This is a genomic window from Enterobacter sp. C3_dUdeg, from assembly GCF_057536195.1.
Genome location: NZ_BAAKFX010000011.1, coordinates 77,566 through 97,059 on the forward strand (window position 1 = coordinate 77,566; position 19,494 = coordinate 97,059).

The following is a 19,494-nucleotide window of genomic DNA, read 5'->3' on the forward strand; positions in this document are numbered from 1 at the left end:
CATGAGTCTGTTACTGGCAATTCTTCAGGCGCTGGTGCTGTTCGCCGCTGCGCCGCTGCTGTCGGGCGTCACGCGCGTGGCGCGCGCCCGGATGCACAACCGTCGCGGGCCTGGGGTGCTTCAGGAATACCGCGATCTCTTTAAACTGCTCTCCCGTCAGAGCATCGCGCCGGACGCCGCAGGTTGGGTCTTCCGCCTGACGCCGTTTGTGATGGTGGGCGTGATGCTGACCATCGCCACCGCGCTGCCGGTGGTGACGGTGGCGTCGCCGCTGCCCGTGCTTGGCGATCTGATCACGCTGATTTACCTCTTTGCTATCGCCCGCTTCTTCTTTGCGATTGCGGGCCTGGACACCGGGAGCCCGTTTACCGGCATCGGTGCCAGCCGCGAGGCAATGCTCGGCGTGCTGGTGGAGCCGATCCTGCTGCTGGGGCTGTGGGTCGCCGCGCAGGTCGCGGGCTCTACCCACATCAGCTTTATCACCCACACCGTTTACCACTGGCCGGTGGCGCGCTCGATCCCGCTGGTGCTGGCGCTGTGCGCCTGCGCGTTCGCGACGTTTATTGAGATGGGCAAACTGCCGTTCGACCTCGCGGAAGCCGAGCAGGAGCTGCAGGAGGGGCCGCTTACCGAATACAGCGGCTACGGCTTCGCGGTGCTGAAGTGGGGCATCAGCCTCAAACAGCTGGTGGTGCTGCAGATGTTTGTCGGCGTCTTCTTCCCGTGGGGGCAGATGACGCACTTCTCCGCAGGCGGTCTGGTGCTGGCCGTCGTGATTGCCGCCCTCAAGCTGCTGGTCGGCGTGCTGGTGATTGCCCTGTTTGAAAACAGCATGGCGCGCCTGCGTTTTGTGGAAACGTCGCGCATCACCTGGGCCGGTTTTGGTTTTGCATTTTTAGCGTTCGTCTCCTTGCTGGTGGCGTGATTAAAGAGAGTATTTATGTCTGAAGAAAAGAAAGGTCAGCAGTATCTCGCCGCGTTGCATCAGGCTTTCCCCGGCGTGGTGCTGGAAGAGTCCTGGCAAACCAAAGACCAGGTAACCGTCACCATTAAGGTGAACTATCTGCCGGAAGTGGTGGAGTTTCTGTACTACCAGCAGGGCGGTTGGCTGTCGGTGCTGTTCGGCAACGACGAGCGCCAGCTGTGCGGCAACTATGCGGTGTACTACGTGATGTCGATGGAGCAGGGCGAAAAGTGCTGGCTCACCGTGCGCGTCGAAGTCGACCCGGCTAAGCCGGAATACCCGTCCGTCACGCCGCGCGTGCCCGCCGCCGTCTGGGGCGAGCGCGAAGTGCGCGACATGTACGGCCTGGTGCCGGTCGGCCTGCCGGACGAGCGCCGCCTGGTGCTGCCGGACGACTGGCCGGACGAACTCTATCCGCTGCGCAAAGACAGCATGGACTACCGCCAGCGCCCGGCGCCGACCACCGACAGCGAAACCTACGAGTTTATCAACGAGCTGGGCAGCAAGAAGAACAACGTGGTGCCGATCGGCCCGCTGCACGTTACCTCCGACGAACCGGGCCACTTCCGCCTGTTCGTCGACGGCGAAAACATCATCGACGCCGACTACCGCCTGTTCTACGTCCACCGCGGCATGGAAAAGCTGGCGGAAACCCGCATGGGCTACAACGAAGTGACGTTCCTCTCTGACCGCGTGTGCGGTATCTGCGGCTTCGCCCACAGCACCGCCTACACCACCTCGGTGGAGAACGGCATGGGGATCGTGGTGCCGGAGCGCGCGCAGATGATCCGCGCCATTCTGCTGGAGGTGGAGCGTCTGCACTCGCACCTGCTGAACCTCGGCCTGGCCTGCCACTTCGTCGGTTTTGACTCCGGGTTTATGCAGTTCTTCCGCGTGCGTGAAGCGTCAATGAAGATGGCGGAGATCCTCACCGGGGCGCGTAAAACCTACGGCCTGAACCTGATCGGCGGGATCCGCCGCGACCTGCTGAAGGACGACATGATCCAGACCCGCCAGCTGGCGCAGCAGATGCGCCGCGACGTGCAGGAGCTGGTGGACATGCTGCTCAGCACGCCAAACATCGAGCAGCGCACCGTCGGCATCGGCCGCCTTGACCCGGAGATCGCCCGCGACTTCAGCAACGTCGGCCCGATGGTGCGCGCCAGCGGCCACGCCCGCGACACGCGTGCCGATCACCCGTTCGTCGGCTACGGCCTGCTGCCGATGACCGTGCACAGCGAGCAGGGCTGCGACGTCATCTCGCGCCTCAAGGTGCGCATCAACGAGGTATTCACCGCCCTGAACATGATCGACTACGGCCTCGATAACCTGCCGGGCGGCCCGCTGATGGTGGAAGGCTTCACCTACATTCCGAACCGTTTTGCCCTCGGCTTTGCCGAAGCGCCGCGCGGGGACGACATTCACTGGAGCATGACCGGCGACAACCAGAAGCTCTACCGCTGGCGCTGCCGCGCGGCCACCTACGCCAACTGGCCAACCCTGCGCTATATGCTGCGCGGTAACACCGTATCCGATGCGCCGCTGATCATCGGCAGCCTCGACCCGTGCTACTCGTGCACCGACCGCATGACCGTGGTGGACGTGCGCAAGAAGAAAAGCCAGGTGGTGCCGTACAAAGAGCTTGAGCGCTACAGCATCGAGCGTAAAAACTCGCCGCTGAAATAAGGACTCGCCATGTTTACCTTTATCAAAAAAGTAATCAAAACCGGCACTCAGACCAGCCGCTATCCGCTGGAGCCGATGCCGGTGGATAAAAATTTTCGCGGTAAGCCGGAGCACAACCCTCAGCAGTGCATCGGCTGCGCGGCCTGCGTCAACGCCTGTCCGTCGAACGCCTTAACGGTGGAAACGGATCTCAAAACCGGCGAGCTGGCCTGGCAGTTTAACCTCGGGCGCTGCATCTTCTGCGGCCGCTGCGAGGAGGTCTGCCCGACGGTCGCCATTCGCCTGTCGCAGGAATTCGAGCTGGCGGTGTGGAAGAAGGAGGATTTTCTGCAGCAGTCGCGCTTTGACCTGTGCAGCTGCCGCGTCTGCAGGCGCCCGTTCGCCGTGCAAAAAGAGATCGACTACGCCATCGCGCTGCTGCAGCACAACGGTGACGCCCGCGCGGAGCACCACCGCGAAAGCTTTGAAACCTGCCCGGAGTGCAAGCGTCAGAAGTGCCTGCTGCCGTCCGACCGCATTGATATCACCCGCCATATGAGAGAGGCCAGCTGATGGAAAATTTACTCGGCCCGCGCGACGCTAACGGCATTCCGGTGCCGATGACGGTGGAGGAGTCCATCGCCAGCATGAAGGCATCGCTGCTGAAAAAAATCAAACGCTCGGCCTACGTCTACCGCGTGGACTGCGGCGGCTGCAACGGCTGCGAGATCGAGATCTTCGCTACGCTGTCGCCGCTGTTTGACGCCGAGCGCTTCGGCATCAAAGTGGTGCCGTCCCCGCGTCATGCGGACATCCTGCTGTTTACCGGGGCCGTCACCCGCGCCATGCGCTCGCCGGCGCTGCGCGCCTGGCAGTCCGCGCCGGACCCGAAAATCTGCATCTCGTACGGGGCCTGCGGCAACAGCGGCGGCATCTTCCACGACCTTTACTGCGTCTGGGGCGGTACCGACAAAATCGTGCCGGTGGACGTCTACATTCCGGGCTGTCCGCCAACGCCCGCCGCGACGCTGTACGGCTTCGCGATGGCGCTTGGCCTGCTGGAGCAGAAAATCCACGCGCGCGAGCCGGGCGAGCTGGACAACCGGCCTGCGGCCATCCTGCACCCGGACATGGTTCAGCCGCTGCGGGTGAAGATTGACCGCACGGCGCGCAGGCTGGCGGGCTATCGCTACGGGCGCCAGATTGCCGATGATTATCTGCGCCTGCTGAGCCAGGGCGACCATCAGGTGGCGCGCTGGCTGGAGGCGGAAAACGATCCGCGTCTCAATGAGATCGTGGCGAACCTGAACAGCATCGTGGATGAGGCGCGTATCCGATGAGTGAAACGGTGGTGTTCAGCCAGCTGAGCCGTAAGTTTATTGATGAGAACGATGCCACGCCGGATGCGGCGCAGCAGGTGGTCTATTACAGCCTGGCGATTGGGCATCACCTCGGGGTGATTGACTGCCTGGAGGCGGCGCTGAGCTGCCCGTGGCCCGAGTACCTGGCGTGGATCGCCACGCTGGAGGAGGGCAGCACGGCGCGGCGCAAGATGGAGGGCGTGCCGAAGTACGGCGAGATCGTCATCGACGCCAACCACATTGCAATGCTCGCCAACGCCTTTGACGCGGCGCTCGCCAGGCAAACCCCCGAGCAGCAGTCGTGGAGCAAAACGCTGCTCGGCATGCTGCACGATATTCACCAGGAGAGCGCCATCTACCTGATGGTGAGGAGATTACGTGACTGACGTTTTACTGTGTGTCGGCAACAGCATGATGGGCGACGACGGCGCGGGCCCGCTGCTGGCAGAGATGTGCGCCGCGAATCCGCAGGGCAATTGGGTGGTGATTGACGGCGGCAGCGCGCCGGAAAACGACGTGGTCGCCATCCGCGAGCTGCGCCCGGAGAAGCTGTTAATCGTCGATGCCACCGATATGGGGCTCAACCCCGGCGAGATCCGCCTGATTGATCCGGACGACATCGCCGAGATGTTTATGATGACCACCCACAATATGCCGCTGAACTACCTGGTCGATCAGATTAAAGACGACGTGGGCGAGGTGCTGTTTTTGGGGATTCAGCCGGACATCGTTGGATTTTATTATCCGATGACGCCGCCGGTGAAGGAGGCGGTGGAACGGGTCTATTCACGGCTTGCGGAGTGGGTTGGGGATGGAGGGTTTGAACCCCTCACCCCGGCCCTCTCCCCAGAGGGGAGAGGGTGAAAACCGCGCCGAGCAGTCCTTTATTCCCGGAGTAAAGAGGGTGAAAACCGCACCAAACGGTTCCCTCTCCCCTATGGGGAGAGGGTTAGGGTGAGGGGTAAGGACAGGCTACTCGAGATCCGCCCCGTTACTCGCAATCACCTTCTTATACCACCAGAACGATTTCTTGCGTTTTCTGTCCAGCGTGCCGTTTCCGGCGTCGTCGCGGTCAACGTACACAAAACCGTAGCGCTTGCTCATCTCGCCCGTTGAGGCGGCCACCAGGTCGATGCAGCCCCAGGTGGTGTAGCCCATCAGCGGCACGCCGTCCTCAATCGCGTCGCCCATCGCGCGGATGTGCTCGCGCAGGTAGCTGATGCGGTAGTCGTCGTTGATCTCGCCGTTTTCATCAATAACGTCTTTCGCCCCGAGGCCGTTTTCCACCAGGAACAGCGGCTTCTGGTAGCGGTCGTACATCATGTTCATGGTGATGCGCAGGCCGAGCGGGTCGATGCCCCAGCCCCATTCGCTCACCTGAATATGCGGGTTACGCAGGGACTTCACGATGTTCGCCGCGCTGGTGTTGCCCGCGTTCATATCCGCCGACGCGCAGCGCGAGGCGTAATAGCTGAACGAGACAAAGTCGACGGTGTTTTTTAACAGCTCGTCGTCGCCCGGATCTTTCACTATCACCACGCCTTTCTCGCGGAACACGCGTGCGGAGTAGGCCGGGTAGCTGCCGCGCGCCTGCACGTCGATAAAGAACAGGTTCTCGCGGTCTTTCTCCAGCGCCATCCACACGTCTTCCGGCTTGCAGGAGTACGGATAGAAATTTCCGCCCGCCAGCATGCAGCCCACCTGGTTTTCCGGGTTCACCTCGTGGGCGATTTTGGTCGCCAGCGCGCTTGCCACCAGCTCGTGGTGCGCGGCCTGGTATTTCACCTGGTCTTCGTTTTCGCCTTCCTCAAACACCAGCCCCGCGCCGGAGAACGGGCTGTGCAGCATGATGTTGATTTCGTTGAAGGTCAGCCAGTATTTCACCAGCCCGTTAAACTCTTCGAAGCAGGTGCGGGCGTAGCGGGCGAAGAAATCGACCATCTTACGGTTGCGCCAGGAGCCGTATTCCGTCACCAGGTGCATCGGCACGTCGAAGTGGCAGAGCGTCACCAGCGGCTCGATGTTGTACTTTTTGCACTCCTCGAACACCGCGCGATAGAAGGCAATGCCCTCTTTGTTCGGCAGCGGTTCGTCGCCGTTCGGGTAGAGGCGGCTCCAGGCAATGGAGGTGCGGAACACCGTAAAGCCCATCTCCGCCATCAGGGCGATGTCTTCTTTATAGCGATGGTAAAAATCAATCGCTTCGTGGCTCGGGTAGAACTCGTCGTCACGCAGCGAAAAACGCTTTTCCTTACCGATCTTCACCGCCAGGCGATTCGCGCCGTGGGGGATCATATCGACCGTCGTCAGTCCTTTGCCGCCTTCACGGTAAGCACCTTCACTCTGGTTGGCGGCAAGCGCGCCGCCCCATAAAAATCCTTGTGGAAAAACAGACATTCTTACCTCGCTTTCAATTTATGCTTTTGCTGCGTTGTTCTGTACCGGTGCGGTCTGCAGGGCGCGTGCTTTTTCAGCCTCATCTTCGACCGGGATATCCTCAAACCCTAAAAGCAGGGTCAGAACAAAGGACAGCACCACTGCCAGCCCCATCACGCCGAACACCCAGACGATGGTCATCGGGTTGGCCGGGTCAAAGAACTGCACGCTGGTGAACAGCCCCGGGGCCGCCATCGAGTGGCTGGCAAGACCGGCCATGCCGGCGACCGCCCCACAGATAAAGCCGCTGATCAGGCTCGCAATCAGCGGACGTTTCAGACGCACCGCCACGCCGTACAGGGCCGGTTCAGAGATCCCCGCCATAATGGCGGAGGCTGCCGCCGCCAGCGCCGTCTGGCGCAGCTCCGGGTTTTTGGTTTTCCACGCCACCGCCAGCGACGAGCCGCCGAGCGACAGGTTGGCGCCGATTTCCGACGGCATCACCATCCCTTCCTTGCCCGTTTCGGCAATGGTCTGAATGATGGTCGGCGTAAACACGCGGTGCATCCCGGTCATCACCAGCAGCGGCCAGAGCGCGCCCATGATGGCGACGGAGAGCCAGCCCAGGTAGCCGTGAATGGTGTAGACCAGCGCGGAGATGGCGCTACCGATCCAGATCCCCAGCGGGCCAATCAGCACGATGGCGAGCGGGGCGGCAATCAGCACGATCAGCATCGGCTTGAGGAAGTTTTTCGTCACCGCCGGGGTAATGCGATCCACCCAGCGTTCGATATACGACAGGCACCAGGTCATCACCAGCGCCGGGATGACGGTGTAGGTGTATTTCACCGCCGTCACCGGAATAAAGGCGAACTCAACGTGCTCGCCCTGCGCGGCTTTCGCCATCAGCTCGATAAAGCTCGGGTGCACCAGCACGCCGGCAATGGCGATGGCCAGCGACATGTTGGTTTTGAACTTCACCGCCGCCGAGGCCGCCACCATCAGCGGCAGGAAGAAGAAGGCGCCGTCGCCGATGACGGTCAGAATAGTGAGCGTCGGCGCGCCTTTTGGCAGCACGCCGGTCATCTCGAGGATCATCGCCAGCAGCTTGACCATCGAGCCGCCGATGATCGCCGGGATCAGCGGGGACATGGTGCCGATCAGCGCGTCGAGGATCCCGGCGCCAATGCGGCGTAAGGTCATCTTCTGCGGACCTTCCGGCACTGCGGGCTGCAGGTCCGTGGGCAGCAGGCTCACCACTTCGCGGTACGCCTGTGAAACCGTGTTGCCAATAATGACCTGGCACTGGTTGTCGTTGCGTACCACGCCGAGCACGCCGCTGATGCTTTTCAGTCGCGCAGCGTCGGTCAGGCTTTCGTCTTTCAGTACGAAACGCAGACGCGTCATGCAGTGGGTGACGGCGACGATGTTCTCTTTGCCGCCCAGCGCGCTGATAACGTCGTTCGCCAGCGCAGCGTAATTTTTGGCCATCGGATGTGATCCTGTTATTGTTGTGAGACATGTAGGAAACCGGTTCCACATAATCATCATGAGTTTCTGTGAATGAAACAAGATCGCTTTTTGACCATTTTTTCGTTTCGTGATGCAGATCGCAATGAGGTATCGAAAGCGTGATTTCACCGCTGCGACAATTTTTTTGCAGTGCAGTACACTGCGCTCCATCAGATTCAGACGGAATAACACTATGACCACGATGCTTGAAGTGGCGAAGCGGGCAGGCGTTTCGAAAGCCACGGTGTCCCGGGTGCTGTCGGGAAATGGCTACGTCAGCCAGGAGACCAAAGACCGGGTGTTTCAGGCCATTGAAGAGAGCGGCTATCGCCCGAATTTACTGGCGCGAAACCTGGCGACCAAACGTACCCAGACGCTGGGGCTGGTGGTGACTAACACCCTCTATCACGGCGTCTACTTTAGCGAACTCCTGTTTCACGCCGCGCGCATGACGGAAGAAAAGGGGCGGCAGCTGATCCTCGCGGACGGCAAGCACAGCGCGGATGAAGAGCGCGAGGCGATCCAGTACCTGCTCGATATGCGCTGCGACGCGGTGATTATCTATCCGCGTTTCCTGAGCGTGGAAGAGATGGATGAGATCGTCGAGAAGTGCGAACAGCCCATCATGGTGCTCAACCGCCGCCTGCGGAAAAACAGCAGCCACTGCGTCTGGTCCGATCATAAAGCCTCCAGCCAGGAGGCGGTGTCGCAGCTGATTGCGAAAGGGCACCGGGAAATCGCGTTTATCACCGGCTCGCTGGATTCTCCCACCGGGGTTGAACGTCTCTCCGGCTACAAAGACGCGCTGGCGCAGCACGGTATTCCGCTGCGCGAGGGGCTGATTGCGCAGGGAAAGTGGAACCCCGCCAGCGGCGCGGCGGCGGTTGCCGAACTGCTTGCGCGCGGTGAACGCTTTACGGCGCTGGTGGCGAGTAATGACGACATGGCGATCGGCGCCATGAAGCAGCTGCACGACAGCGGCGTGGCCGCACCGGACGCGGTGTCGGTGATCGGTTTCGACGACGTGGCCATCGCGCCTTACATCGTGCCGTCGCTTTCCAGCGTGCGTATTCCGGTGACGGAGATGATCAAAGAGACCATCAGCCGCCTGATCTTCATGCTCGACGGCGGTGAGTTTAAGTATCAGCAGACCTTCTCCGGCGAGCTTGTCCTGCGCGACTCCGTTATTGACGGCCCGCACCGCTGATGTCGACAGCTGTCATCGTCATAAGTGACGATGACAGCACCATCGTGATTTTTAAATTCATCTAAAATCAACAGGTTAATTATTGGCACGGTTTATGAATATCTCCGCGCATAACTGTAATGCTGGAGAAGCAGATGAACCGTTTTATTATGGCCGATGCCAGTAAGTGTATTGGTTGCCGTACCTGTGAAGTGGCGTGCGTGGTTTCCCATCAGGAGGAGCAGGACTGCGCGTCGCTCACCCCTGACACCTTCCTGCCGCGCATCCACGTCATCAAAGGCGTGAATATTTCCACCGCCGCCATCTGTCGCCAGTGCGAAGACGCACCGTGCGCGAACGTTTGCCCGAACGGGGCGATTAAACGCGAGAAAGGCTTTGTGCACGTCATGCAGGAGCGCTGCATTGGCTGCAAAACCTGCGTGGTCGCCTGCCCGTACGGCGCGATGGAGGTGGTTGTTCATCCGGTGGTACGCAACAGCGGCATGGGTCTGAGCGTACGTGCGGAGAAAGCCGAAGCCAACAAATGCGATCTTTGCTATCACCGCGACGCCGGTCCGGCCTGCATGGAAGCCTGCCCGACGCATGCGCTGGTCTGCGTGGATCGCGAGAAGCTTGAGCAGATGAGCGCCGAAAAGCGCCGTCGTGCGGCATTCGACACGTCGTCATCGCTGCTGTTCTGAACCGTATGTGCAGTAACGGTGTCCAGCTGCGCGTGCGGGGCAAGGTGCAGGGCGTGGGGTTTCGTCCCTTCGTCTGGCAGCTGGCGCAGGCGCTTCAGTTGACCGGCGACGTCTGCAATGATGGAGAGGGCGTGCTGGTGCGCCTCGCGGGTAATGGGGGGGCCTTTACCGCGAGGCTGCATCAGGACTGCCCACCGCTGGCACGCATTGACCACGTTGAAACGCAGCCGTTTACGTGGGCGCAGGTGCCGGAGGACTTTACCATCCGCCAGAGCGCGGGCGGGGCGATGGAAACGCAGATCGTCCCCGACGCCGCGACCTGCCCGGCGTGCCTGGCTGAAATGCGCGACCCCGGCGAGCGCCGCTATCGCTATCCGTTCATCAACTGTACGCACTGCGGGCCGCGGTTTACCATTATCCGCGCGATGCCCTATGACCGTCCGGCCACGTCAATGGCCGCATTTCCCCTCTGCCTGCCTTGTGAGACGGAATACCGTAACCCAGCCGATCGACGTTTTCACGCCCAGCCGGTAGCCTGCCCGGACTGTGGGCCAGCGCTGGAATGGCGTGCGGGCGTCATCACCGCTTCCCGTGAGGCTGCGCTGAGCGCGGCGGTGGCGATGCTGAAAAGCGGCGGCATAGTCGCGGTCAAAGGGCTGGGCGGTTTTCATCTCGTCTGCGACGCGCGTAATCCGCAGGCGGTCGCGACGCTTCGGGCACGCAAGCAGCGTCCCGCGAAGCCGCTGGCGGTGATGATCCCGAATGCGGACGGCGTGCCGGAGGCGATCCAGACGCTGTTACGCTCCTCCGCAGCGCCGATTGTGCTGACCCCAAAAGCCTCGCTTCCCGGATTTCCCGAAGGGATTGCACCCGGGCTCGATTGTATTGGCATCATGCTTCCCGCTAACCCGCTGCAACATTTGCTGATGATGGACTGCCGGCGCCCGCTGGTGATGACTTCCGGCAACCTCAGCGGCAGACCGCCTGCCATGACCAACCAGCAGGCGCTGGATGAGCTCGGCGACGTCGCGGACGGCTTCCTGCTGCACAACCGCGATATCCTGCAGCGGATGGATGATTCGGTGATGGATCGCGACGGCGCGATGCTTCGCCGCGCGCGCGGTTTTGTGCCCGATGCCGTCGCGCTGCCTGCGGGTTTTGAGAATATCCCCGCCATGCTATGCACCGGCGCGGAGATGAAAAACACCTTCTGCCTGGTGCGTGGCAGCCAGGCGGTGCTGAGCCAGCATTTTGGCGATCTCGGTGACGAGGGTGTCGAAGCGCAGTGGCGCGGCGCGCTATCGCTGATGCAGAAAATTTACGCCTTTCAGCCGGATCGCGTGGTGTGTGACGCCCATCCGGGTTATCACACACAACGGTGGGCGCAGGCGCAGGGGCTGCCGGTCGAAACCGTACTGCACCATCACGCCCATGCGGCGGCGTGCCTGGCGGAGAACGGCTGGCCGCTCGACGGCGGAGACGTGATTGCCCTGACGCTGGACGGGATCGGCATGGGCGAGGACGGCGCGCTGTGGGGCGGGGAGTGCCTGCGGGTGAGCTATCTCGCGTGCGAGCGTCTGGGCGGGCTGCCTGCCGTTGCGCTGCCGGGGGGCGATCTGGCGGCGCGGCAGCCGTGGCGCAATTTACTCGCCCACTGCCTGGCGTTTGTCCCTGACTGGCAGCAGTACCCGGAAACGCGCGCGGTTCAGCGCCACAGCTGGCCGCTGATGGCAACGGCGATCCGGCGCGGCATCAACGCGCCGCAGGCCTCGTCCTGTGGTCGCCTGTTTGATGCGGTCGCCTGCGCGCTGGGTATTGAAACCCAATCCTGGGAAGGTGAAGCGGCCTGCCGGCTGGAAGCGCTGGCCTCGCAGTGCGCGGGCGTCGACCATCCGGTGACGCTGGACGTGGATAACCTCGCGCAGTTCTGGCAGCAGTGGCTGAGCTGGCAGGCGGAATCCTGCCAGCGCGCGTGGGCGTTTCACGACGCGCTGGCAAAAGGGCTGGCGCAACTCGCCGCACGCCATGCCCGACGCCTGTCGCTGTCAACAATCTGTCTCAGCGGCGGCGTGCTGCACAACCGTCTGCTGCGCGCGCGCCTGCGTCATTATCTTTCTGACTTTACGCTTCTTTTTCCTTCGCGCCTGCCCGCAGGTGACGGAGCGATCTCCTTCGGGCAGGCGGCGATCGCCGCTGCCCGGTCATGTTCACAAAGGACTTAAAATGTTACGACTCTTACACAATGAACCTCGCGCCGCGCTTCTGCTGCTGGCTCTGGTAATGGCAAACCTGCTGGCCTGGGGATGGGCATGGCACGCTTTTAGCGGCAGCACGGCGCTGATGGCCGCCAGCCTGCTGGCGTGGTGCTACGGGCTGCGTCACGCGGTGGACGCTGACCACATCGCGGCGATTGATACCGTGACGCGTAAGATGATGCAGCAGGGCAAACGTCCTTCCGGCGTGGGGGCGTGGTTCTCGCTGGGGCACTCCACCATCGTGGTGCTGGCCTCTATTGCTATCGCCGCGACCGCGACGGCGTTTCAGAAAAACATGGAATGGTTCCACGAAACCGGCAGCCTGATTGGCACCGCCGTTTCCGCCACCTTCCTGCTGGCGATGGCGCTGGTGAACATGGTGATCCTGCGCGGCGTCTGGCGCAGTTTTCAGGCGCTGAAACAGGGCAGGCCCGTGCAGGGCGACATCACGCTCCCTGCCCAGGGCGGCGTCATGAACTGGCTGTTTGGCAAAACCTTCCGCCTGGTGAATAAAAGCTGGCAGATGTACCTGGTCGGTTTCCTGTTTGGCCTCGGCTTTGACACGGCCACCGAGATTGGCGTGCTGGGGATCTCTGCCGCCAGCGCGTCAAGCGGGATGTCGGTGTGGTCAATCATGGTCTTCCCGGCGCTCTTCGCCAGCGGCATGGCGCTGGTGGATACTCTCGATAACCTGTTGATGGTCGGTGCCTACGGTTGGGCGTTCAACAAGCCGCAGCGCAAGCTCTACTACAACATGACCATCACCGGCACCTCCGTGGTGGTGGCGCTGTTTATCGGCGGGCTGGAAGCGCTGGGTCTGCTGATGGACAAATTTGCCCTCAGCGGCGGCGTGTGGGATCTGATTGGCACGGTAAACGACAATCTGGGCAACGCCGGGTTTGTGGTGGTTGGGCTGTTTGTCGCCTGCTGGCTGATCTCCATGGTCAACTACCGCTGGCGCGGCTACGACGCGCTGGTGGTACGTTCCTGAACTGGCTCCTGCACGGCGCAACCTCCGCGACTTCCTCAATGGCTGGCGCATAGCGGCATACCGATAAAAAAGATGCTGAAAATGTAGAACTTTTGCGGAATAAATATATTCCGCATTCTTCGCTTGTGTGAAATAACGAGAAAGATAATTGAGTTATTTATAAAAATTCGCCATGATTCGCCTCCTGCTGATGATGTATTTTCAGACTGAGTCGGCTGACAATAATAAAGCTGGATGATGTTTTTAATCTGTTTCAGATTAAAGTATTTACGAAAATAATAAATAAGGGATTGATAGCGATGATATATCTACTTTGCATTTATTTGATGAATAGAATACGTAAAAAAAAGCCCCGGAATATCGGGGCGGTGAATAATAAAATCCAAAGATTAAGACAGCGTAGACTTGCTGTTGGCCGGGTAAACGAAGCGCTACCCGGCAAAACGAGGGTTAAGCAGGTAACAGTTTCAGCAGTGCGAAAGCCTCCTTCATCCGGTCTTCACTAACCACAAAAGCGCGAATCTGACCCTCGTTATCCGCGCCGCGCGCGACCATTCCCTGCGGTTCGAGGGTAATTTGCCAGTTCAGATCCTGACGCTGCGTTTCACCGGCAAGATGCAGCGGTAATTCCGGCGTTTTGACTTTAATCAGCATGGCGGGTAATTTCAGTGGCGCGTTGCCGCCGAGCAGGTTTTTCGCCAGATACATCGCACTTAATTGAATTGGCTGTAAAAATGGCAGCACATGACCGTTAATTTCAGCGCAGTCACCTAACGCGTAAATATCAGGTTGCGTGGTTTGCAGGTAGCTATTTACCTTCACGCCACGCTGTATTTCGGCGCCTGCGCGATGCGCCAGCGCGGTTTCCGGGCGCAGGCCCGTTGCAGCGATTACCACATCCACCTCAACGCTGCGGCTGCGGTCGAGCGTGGCACGAATGCCGCCTTCGGTTTTGCTCAGGCTTTGCAGCTGCGATTTCAACAGCAGATGCACCCCCATGTCGGTCAGGCGATGCTGTAAGCGACTGCTTACTTCTGCCGGCATCAGCGACGACAGAATGCTCGCCGCATGGTCGACCAGAGTCACGGATTTACCCGCCCGGCAGAAATCCATCGCCAGCTCGGTGCCTATCAGCCCGCCACCAACAATCATTACCCGCTGCGCGTCGCGAAGCGCCGTTTCGCTGGCCTGATACTCCTGCTGGCTGTTGAGGGTGATCGTCAGCTCGCGGCCCTCAACCGGCGGCACAAACGCAGAGGCACCCGTGGCCAGCACCAGTTTGTCGTACTGCCAGGTTTTCTCTTTTGCTTTTACCACGTGGGCGGCGGCGTCGATGTCGGTGACCCAGGTGTAGGGAAACAGACGCAGGTTAAACTGTTCCGCGAACTCCCCCGCCGTCTGGCGGGTGAGGTCCTCGGCGCGCTGATTCTGGCTAATGACGTGGCTCAGATCGGGCTTGTTGTACTCGTCCATGCTGTCGGCGGCGATCACCGTCAGCGGCACGCTGGCGTCCTGCTTGCGGATATTTTTCACCAGCTGGCGGGCGGCAAAGCCCGAGCCGATGATGACGATCCCGTTGCTCATTTTGCCTCCGTACCCAGTTCGTCAAAGACGTCTTTCCCGAGGGAACATTCCGGGCAGAGGAAATTGTCCGGCACGTCACTCCAGGGTGTACCTGGCGCAACGTCCTGCAGCGGCTCGCCCAGTTCAGGATCGTAAATCCACTGGCAGACGCTGCACTGCATGCGCGGTCCGGGATCGGCGGCTGCCTCGGCGGCGCAGGCGCAGGTTTCCTGCTGTTCGGATGGTTGTGCCGCTTGCGGAAGGGGGGCGAGCGCCCACTGGCGGGCAATGTCGCGGCCGTGCTGGCGGCAGACCTCCAGGGCGTCGATATCTGGGCGCCATTTCGCCTTCAGGCTGAGGGACATTTCAAAGCCCGCATCCTGTAAACGGGTGGAGAGACGGTCTACCGCGCCGCCGCTCCAGCCGTGGGAGCCAAAGGCGCTGGCGCGCTTGTTGCGAAAACGCAGGCCGGTCATCTCTTCTACCAGACCGGCAATTTTCGGCATCATCACGTTGTTCATGGTGGAGGTACCCACCAGCACGCCCTTAGAGCGAAAGACGTTGGTCAATACCTCGTTCTTATCGCTGCGCGCCACGTTGAAGATTTTCACCGCCACGTTGGGGTCCACTTCGTTGATGCCCTGGGCAATGGCGTTCGCCATCATGCGGGTGTTGTTGGACATGGTGTCGTAGAAAATAGTGATGCGGTCTTCCTGATAGTCCGCCGCCCATTTCAGGTACAGCTCCACAATCTGGGTGGGATTTTCACGCCACACCACGCCGTGGGAGGTGGCAATCATATCCACCGGCAGGTTAAAGCCGAGGATCTCGGTGATTTTCGGCGTCACCAGGCGGCTGAACGGCGTCAGGATGTTGGCGTAGTAGCGCTGGCACTGCTCGAACAGCTCGGTCTGGTCCACTTCGTCGTTGAACAGGCGCTCGTCGCAGTAGTGCTGGCCGAAGGCGTCGTTGCTGAACAGCACCGCGTCGCCGGTCATGTAGGTCATCATGCTGTCCGGCCAGTGCAGCATCGGGGTTTCTACGAAGATCAGCTGCTTGCCGTTGCCGATATCCAGCGCGTCGCCGGTTTTTACGGTGCGGAAGTTCCACTCCGGATGGTGGTGGTGGCCGTTGATCGAGTCGATGGCGTTGGTGGTGCAGTAGATCGGCGTGTTCGGAATGTAGGACATCAGCTCGGTCAGCGCGCCGGCGTGGTCCTCTTCCGCGTGGTTGATGATGATGTAGTCGATGGCGTCCAGGTCGATTTCACTGCGCAGGTTCTGCACGAACTCGCGGCTGAACTTGTGATCGACGGTATCGATCAGCACGTTTTTTTCTTCGCGGATGAGATAGCTGTTGTAGCTGCTGCCGCGCAGCGTTTTGTATTCCGTCCCGTGGAAATCGCGCACTTCCCAGTCACGTTGACCCACCCAATGAATGTTATTTTTAACCAGAATAGACATAGCAACCTCTACGTAATACAGCATTTTCAAATAAGATGGTTTGCCTATATCAAGTTGCGTGCCAGTTTTTAATTTATTGATTTAACTTAATTAATATTTTTATGATCCGTAGTGGGTAGTCATTATGACTATCAAAATCAGTGTCAATATGACAATATGAATTGTCAAAATGACAGCGAGGTCACTATGAGCTTTTCCGTAGACGTGCTGGCGAAGATCGCCATTGAGCTGCAGACCGGTATCGGCCATCAGGACCGCTTTCAACGGCTGATCTCCACGCTGCGCCACGTGCTGGCGTGCGATGCGTCCGCGCTGCTGCGCTACGAGGGGCGGCAGTTTATTCCGCTGGCTATCGACGGGCTGGCGAAGGACGTGCTCGGACGGCGTTTTACCCTAGAGGGCCATCCGCGTCTGGAAACCATCGCCCGCGCGGGTGACGTGGTGCGCTTCCCGGCGGACAGCGACTTGCCCGACCCGTACGACGGGTTGATTCCCGGACAGGAGAGCCTGAAGGTGCACGCCTGTATCGGCCTGCCGCTGTTTGCCGGACAAAATCTGATTGGCGCACTGACCCTCGACGGCCTGTCGCCGGACCAGTTCGACACCTTTAGCGACGAAGAGCTGCGCCTGATTGCCGCCCTGGCCGCCGGGGCGCTGAACAATGCCCTGCTGATTGAACAGCTGGAGAGCCAGAACATTCTTCCCGGCAGCCCGGCGGCGTTTGAGCAGGTGACGCACACGGAGATGATCGGCCTCTCTCCGGGCATGGCGCAGCTCAAAAAAGAGATTGAGATTGTCGCCGCCTCAGATTTGAACGTGCTGATCTTCGGGGAAACCGGCACCGGCAAGGAGCTGGTGGCGAAGTCCATTCACGAAGCGTCGCCGCGCGCGGTGAACCCGCTGGTGTACCTCAACTGCGCCGCGCTGCCGGAAAGCGTGGCGGAAAGTGAGCTGTTTGGTCACGTAAAAGGGGCGTTTACCGGAGCCATCAGCAACCGCAGCGGCAAGTTCGAAATGGCCGATAACGGCACGCTGTTTCTGGATGAAATCGGCGAGCTCACCCTGTCGCTGCAGGCCAAGCTGCTGCGCGTGCTGCAGTACGGCGACATCCAGCGCGTGGGGGATGACCGCAGCCACAGAGTGGACGTTCGCGTGCTGGCGGCCACCAACCGTGACCTGCGTGAAGCGGTACTGGCAGGGCAGTTCCGCGCCGACCTGTTCCATCGCCTGAGCGTGTTCCCGCTTACCGTGCCGCCGCTGCGCGAGCGCGGTGACGACGTGGTGCTGCTGGCGGGCTTTTTCTGCGAGCAGTGCCGTCTCAGGATGGGGCTTTCCCGCGTGGTGCTGAGCCCGGGTGCGAGGTCGCATCTGCTGAGCTACGGCTGGCCGGGCAACGTGCGCGAGCTGGAGCATGCGATTCACCGCGCGGTGGTGCTGGCGCGGGCGACGCGTTCGGGTGATGAAGTGGTGCTCCACGCGCGTCATTTTGCGCTGCAGGATGAAACCGCACCGGCTGTCGCCCAGGCAGTACCCGAGATAGCGAATGAAAATCTGCGTGAAGCCACGGAGACATTTCAGCGTCAGATGATTACCCGCGCGCTGGAGCAGAATAACCGCAGCTGGGCGGCGTGCGCGCGGGCGCTGGAGATGGACGTCGCCAACCTGCACAGGCTGGCGAAGCGTCTGGGACTGAAGGGTTAGATAATCCCGGCCTGATAGAAATCCTGCAGGTTGATGGCGCCGCACAGCCTGCCGGCGTCATCCACCACCGGTGCGGCGGTAATTTTGCGCTTCATCAGCATCTCTTTGGCTTCAATGGCGCGGCTCTCGGCGTTCAGCGTCAGCCCGCCTTTGGTCATGGCGTCCGACACTTTGGTTTCCAGCCTGCCGCCGCCCACCAGCCAGCGGCGCAGGTCGCCATCGGTGAACACGCCCTTAACGCTCCCGCCGTCATCGCACACCGCAACCAGCCCAAGGCCGGTGCGGCTGAGCTCCAGCATCGCGTCCATGACGCTGGTATCGAGTTTGACCTGCGGAATGGCATCGTCGGTGCGCATCAGGTGGTGAACCTTGTTGAGCAGGCGTGCGCCGAGCGCGCCCGCCGGATGCGAACGGGCGAAATCTTCTTCGTTAAAGCCGCGCGCCTGCATCACCGCCATTGCCAGCGCGTCGCCCATCATTAGGGTGTTAACGGTGCTGGAGGTCGGGGCGAGGTGCATCGGACAGGCTTCACGCTCAACGGAAATATCCAGCGTCGCCTTGGCGGCCAGCGCCAGCGGCGAGCGGGATTTTCCGGTCATCGCCAGCAGGGCGACCGATTTTTCCTGCAGGCGCGGAATAATCAGATCCAGCTCTTTGGCCGAACCGGAGTAGGAGATAAACAGCATCACGTCGCGGCTTTCAATCATCCCCAGATCGCCGTGCAGCGCCTCTGCCGGATGCACGAAGAACGCTGGGGTGCCGGTGCTGGCGAGCGTCGCGGCAATCTTTTTGCCGATATGGCCGGATTTACCGATGCCCGCCACGATCACTTTGCCTTCGCAGTGGATAATGGTGTTGGCCGCGCGGACGAAATCCTCGCCCAGACGTTCCGGCAGGCGGCTGGCTTCCTGCAGTTCCAGCATCAGCGTCTGGCGGCCCGTTTCTAACAGAAAATCACTCATCTCTCTCTCCGGTTACGATCACGTCGATTCCTTTCTCTTCCAGCGCTTTCTTGAACGCCGGATCGATACCCGCGTCGGTAATCAGCTTATCAACGCTTTCAAGGCTACAGACAATGTTGGGGCTTTTGCGGCCAAATTTCGACGAGTCTGCCATCAAAATCACTTCCCGCGCGGCGTTGCACATGGCTTTACTGACGCTGAACACCTCGTTGAACGTCGTAACGCCGGCGTTCAGGTCGATGCCGTCGGTGCCCATAAAGAGTTTATCAAAGCTGAAGTGCTCGAAGGCATTCTCCGCCAGCTGGCCGTGAAACGACGCCGATTTTTTGCGGAAGGTGCCGCCGGGCATCAGGATGGTCTGCTCGCTGTCGAACTCTGACAGGGCGTTGACGATGTGCAGGCTGTTGGTCATCACCGTGATGTTGTTAAAGCGGCTGAGCAGCGGGATCATCTGCAGGACTGTGCTGCCTGCATCCAGAATGATGGAATCGCCATCGTGGATAAATTTGACGGCGGCTTCGGCAATCAGCGCTTTCTGGTGGGTATTGATCAGCGTTTTGTGGTCGATAGGCGGGTCCGCTTCGTCCTTATTGAGCACCACGCCGCCGTAGGTTCGAATGACGGCACCAGAGTTTTCGAGCAATACCAGGTCCTTGCGTATTGTCGTGCCGGTGGTGTCAAAGTAGTGGGCCAGATCCTCTACCGAGCATTTTCCCTGCTTTTGCAGATGCTCGAGAATGGCCGCCTGCCGCTGACGAGGTTTCATAGGCGCTTCGTTCCTTAGGTTGCGAAAT

17 protein-coding genes are annotated in these 19,494 nt (G+C 60.5%); 11 read left to right on the forward strand and 6 right to left on the reverse strand.

The genetic code is table 11. The annotated features are described in order from the left end of the window. Position 1 precedes the first annotated feature (1 nt). The 6 genes from AC27FC_RS19335 to hycI are packed head-to-tail and all read left to right on the forward strand — an operon-like array spanning position 2 to position 4,854. Positions 2 to 925 (forward strand): respiratory chain complex I subunit 1 family protein, encoded by a 924-nt coding sequence (locus tag AC27FC_RS19335; protein WP_058841085.1) that lies wholly within the window; start codon positions 2 to 4, stop codon positions 923 to 925. Positions 926 to 940: 15 nt separating this feature from the next. After that, a complete protein-coding gene (gene hycE / locus AC27FC_RS19340) occupies positions 941 to 2,650 on the forward strand; it encodes a formate hydrogenlyase subunit HycE (protein WP_047059952.1) in 1,710 nt (569 codons plus the stop codon). Between the two features lie 9 nt (positions 2,651 to 2,659). Then, positions 2,660 to 3,202: a formate hydrogenlyase complex iron-sulfur subunit gene (locus AC27FC_RS19345; RefSeq protein ID WP_010434471.1), complete on the forward strand. Its 543-nt coding sequence runs from the start codon at positions 2,660 to 2,662 to the stop codon at positions 3,200 to 3,202. Then, complete coding sequence (locus AC27FC_RS19350; RefSeq protein WP_033146382.1) at positions 3,202 to 3,969, forward strand: NADH-quinone oxidoreductase subunit B family protein; 768 nt, start codon at positions 3,202 to 3,204, stop codon at positions 3,967 to 3,969. Before AC27FC_RS19345 ends, AC27FC_RS19350 begins: the two co-directional genes overlap by 1 nt. Further along, positions 3,966 to 4,376 (forward strand): formate hydrogenlyase maturation HycH family protein, encoded by a 411-nt coding sequence (locus AC27FC_RS19355; protein WP_033146381.1) that lies wholly within the window; start codon positions 3,966 to 3,968, stop codon positions 4,374 to 4,376. The genes AC27FC_RS19350 and AC27FC_RS19355 overlap by 4 nt, the downstream gene beginning before the upstream one ends. Next, positions 4,369 to 4,854: a hydrogenase maturation peptidase HycI gene (hycI, locus tag AC27FC_RS19360; protein ID WP_064673529.1), complete on the forward strand. Its 486-nt coding sequence runs from the start codon at positions 4,369 to 4,371 to the stop codon at positions 4,852 to 4,854. The genes AC27FC_RS19355 and hycI overlap by 8 nt, the downstream gene beginning before the upstream one ends. A gap of 108 nt (positions 4,855 to 4,962) precedes the next feature. Here the strand turns inward: hycI and AC27FC_RS19365 are convergent, their stop codons facing one another. Further along, complete coding sequence (locus tag AC27FC_RS19365; RefSeq protein ID WP_054830370.1) at positions 4,963 to 6,387, reverse strand: 6-phospho-beta-glucosidase; 1,425 nt, start codon at positions 6,385 to 6,387, stop codon at positions 4,963 to 4,965. 18 nt (positions 6,388 to 6,405) lie between these two features. Further along, positions 6,406 to 7,857 carry a PTS cellobiose/arbutin/salicin transporter subunit IIBC gene (ascF, locus tag AC27FC_RS19370; protein ID WP_032660344.1) on the reverse strand — a complete coding sequence of 484 codons (1,452 nt, stop codon included), beginning with the start codon at positions 7,855 to 7,857 and terminating at the stop codon, positions 6,406 to 6,408. Positions 7,858 to 8,071: 214 nt separating this feature from the next. Here ascF and AC27FC_RS19375 point away from each other — a divergent pair, with 214 nt between their 5' ends. The 4 genes from AC27FC_RS19375 (at position 8,072) to AC27FC_RS19390 (ending at position 13,011) form a co-directional block, all read left to right on the forward strand. Beyond that, on the forward strand, positions 8,072 to 9,085 hold the full coding sequence (locus tag AC27FC_RS19375; RefSeq protein WP_045888102.1) for a LacI family DNA-binding transcriptional regulator: 1,014 nt from the start codon (positions 8,072 to 8,074) through the stop codon (positions 9,083 to 9,085). A 134-nt stretch (positions 9,086 to 9,219) separates the two neighbouring features. Continuing rightward, the gene (gene hydN / locus AC27FC_RS19380) at positions 9,220 to 9,765 is read left to right on the forward strand and encodes an electron transport protein HydN (RefSeq protein ID WP_487160262.1); all 546 of its coding nucleotides are present in this window, start codon (positions 9,220 to 9,222) and stop codon (positions 9,763 to 9,765) included. Positions 9,766 to 9,770: 5 nt separating this feature from the next. Continuing rightward, the gene (gene hypF, locus AC27FC_RS19385; RefSeq protein ID WP_196355012.1) at positions 9,771 to 11,987 is read left to right on the forward strand and encodes a carbamoyltransferase HypF; all 2,217 of its coding nucleotides are present in this window, start codon (positions 9,771 to 9,773) and stop codon (positions 11,985 to 11,987) included. A 1-nt stretch (position 11,988) separates the two neighbouring features. Then, positions 11,989 to 13,011 carry a HoxN/HupN/NixA family nickel/cobalt transporter gene (locus AC27FC_RS19390; RefSeq protein ID WP_033146376.1) on the forward strand — a complete coding sequence of 341 codons (1,023 nt, stop codon included), beginning with the start codon at positions 11,989 to 11,991 and terminating at the stop codon, positions 13,009 to 13,011. A gap of 450 nt (positions 13,012 to 13,461) precedes the next feature. On the opposite strand, the gene norW is transcribed toward AC27FC_RS19390, so the two are convergent. Both norW and norV read right to left on the reverse strand, forming a co-directional pair. Further along, positions 13,462 to 14,595 (reverse strand): NADH:flavorubredoxin reductase NorW, encoded by a 1,134-nt coding sequence (gene norW, locus AC27FC_RS19395; protein ID WP_196355013.1) that lies wholly within the window; start codon positions 14,593 to 14,595, stop codon positions 13,462 to 13,464. After that, positions 14,592 to 16,037 carry an anaerobic nitric oxide reductase flavorubredoxin gene (norV, locus tag AC27FC_RS19400; RefSeq protein WP_196355014.1) on the reverse strand — a complete coding sequence of 482 codons (1,446 nt, stop codon included), beginning with the start codon at positions 16,035 to 16,037 and terminating at the stop codon, positions 14,592 to 14,594. Before norV ends, norW begins: the two co-directional genes overlap by 4 nt. A gap of 186 nt (positions 16,038 to 16,223) precedes the next feature. On the opposite strand from norV, the gene norR reads away from it, so the two are divergent. Continuing rightward, a complete protein-coding gene (norR, locus tag AC27FC_RS19405) occupies positions 16,224 to 17,738 on the forward strand; it encodes a nitric oxide reductase transcriptional regulator NorR (protein ID WP_196355015.1) in 1,515 nt (504 codons plus the stop codon). Here norR and gutQ read toward each other — a convergent pair. After that, complete coding sequence (gutQ, locus tag AC27FC_RS19410) at positions 17,735 to 18,700, reverse strand: arabinose-5-phosphate isomerase GutQ (protein WP_094934790.1); 966 nt, start codon at positions 18,698 to 18,700, stop codon at positions 17,735 to 17,737. The two genes, norR and gutQ, sit on opposite strands and share 4 nt — an antisense overlap. Continuing rightward, positions 18,693 to 19,466: a glucitol operon DNA-binding transcriptional repressor SrlR gene (gene srlR / locus AC27FC_RS19415; RefSeq protein ID WP_032660362.1), complete on the reverse strand. Its 774-nt coding sequence runs from the start codon at positions 19,464 to 19,466 to the stop codon at positions 18,693 to 18,695. Before srlR ends, gutQ begins: the two co-directional genes overlap by 8 nt. Positions 19,467 to 19,494: the final 28 nt, after the last annotated feature.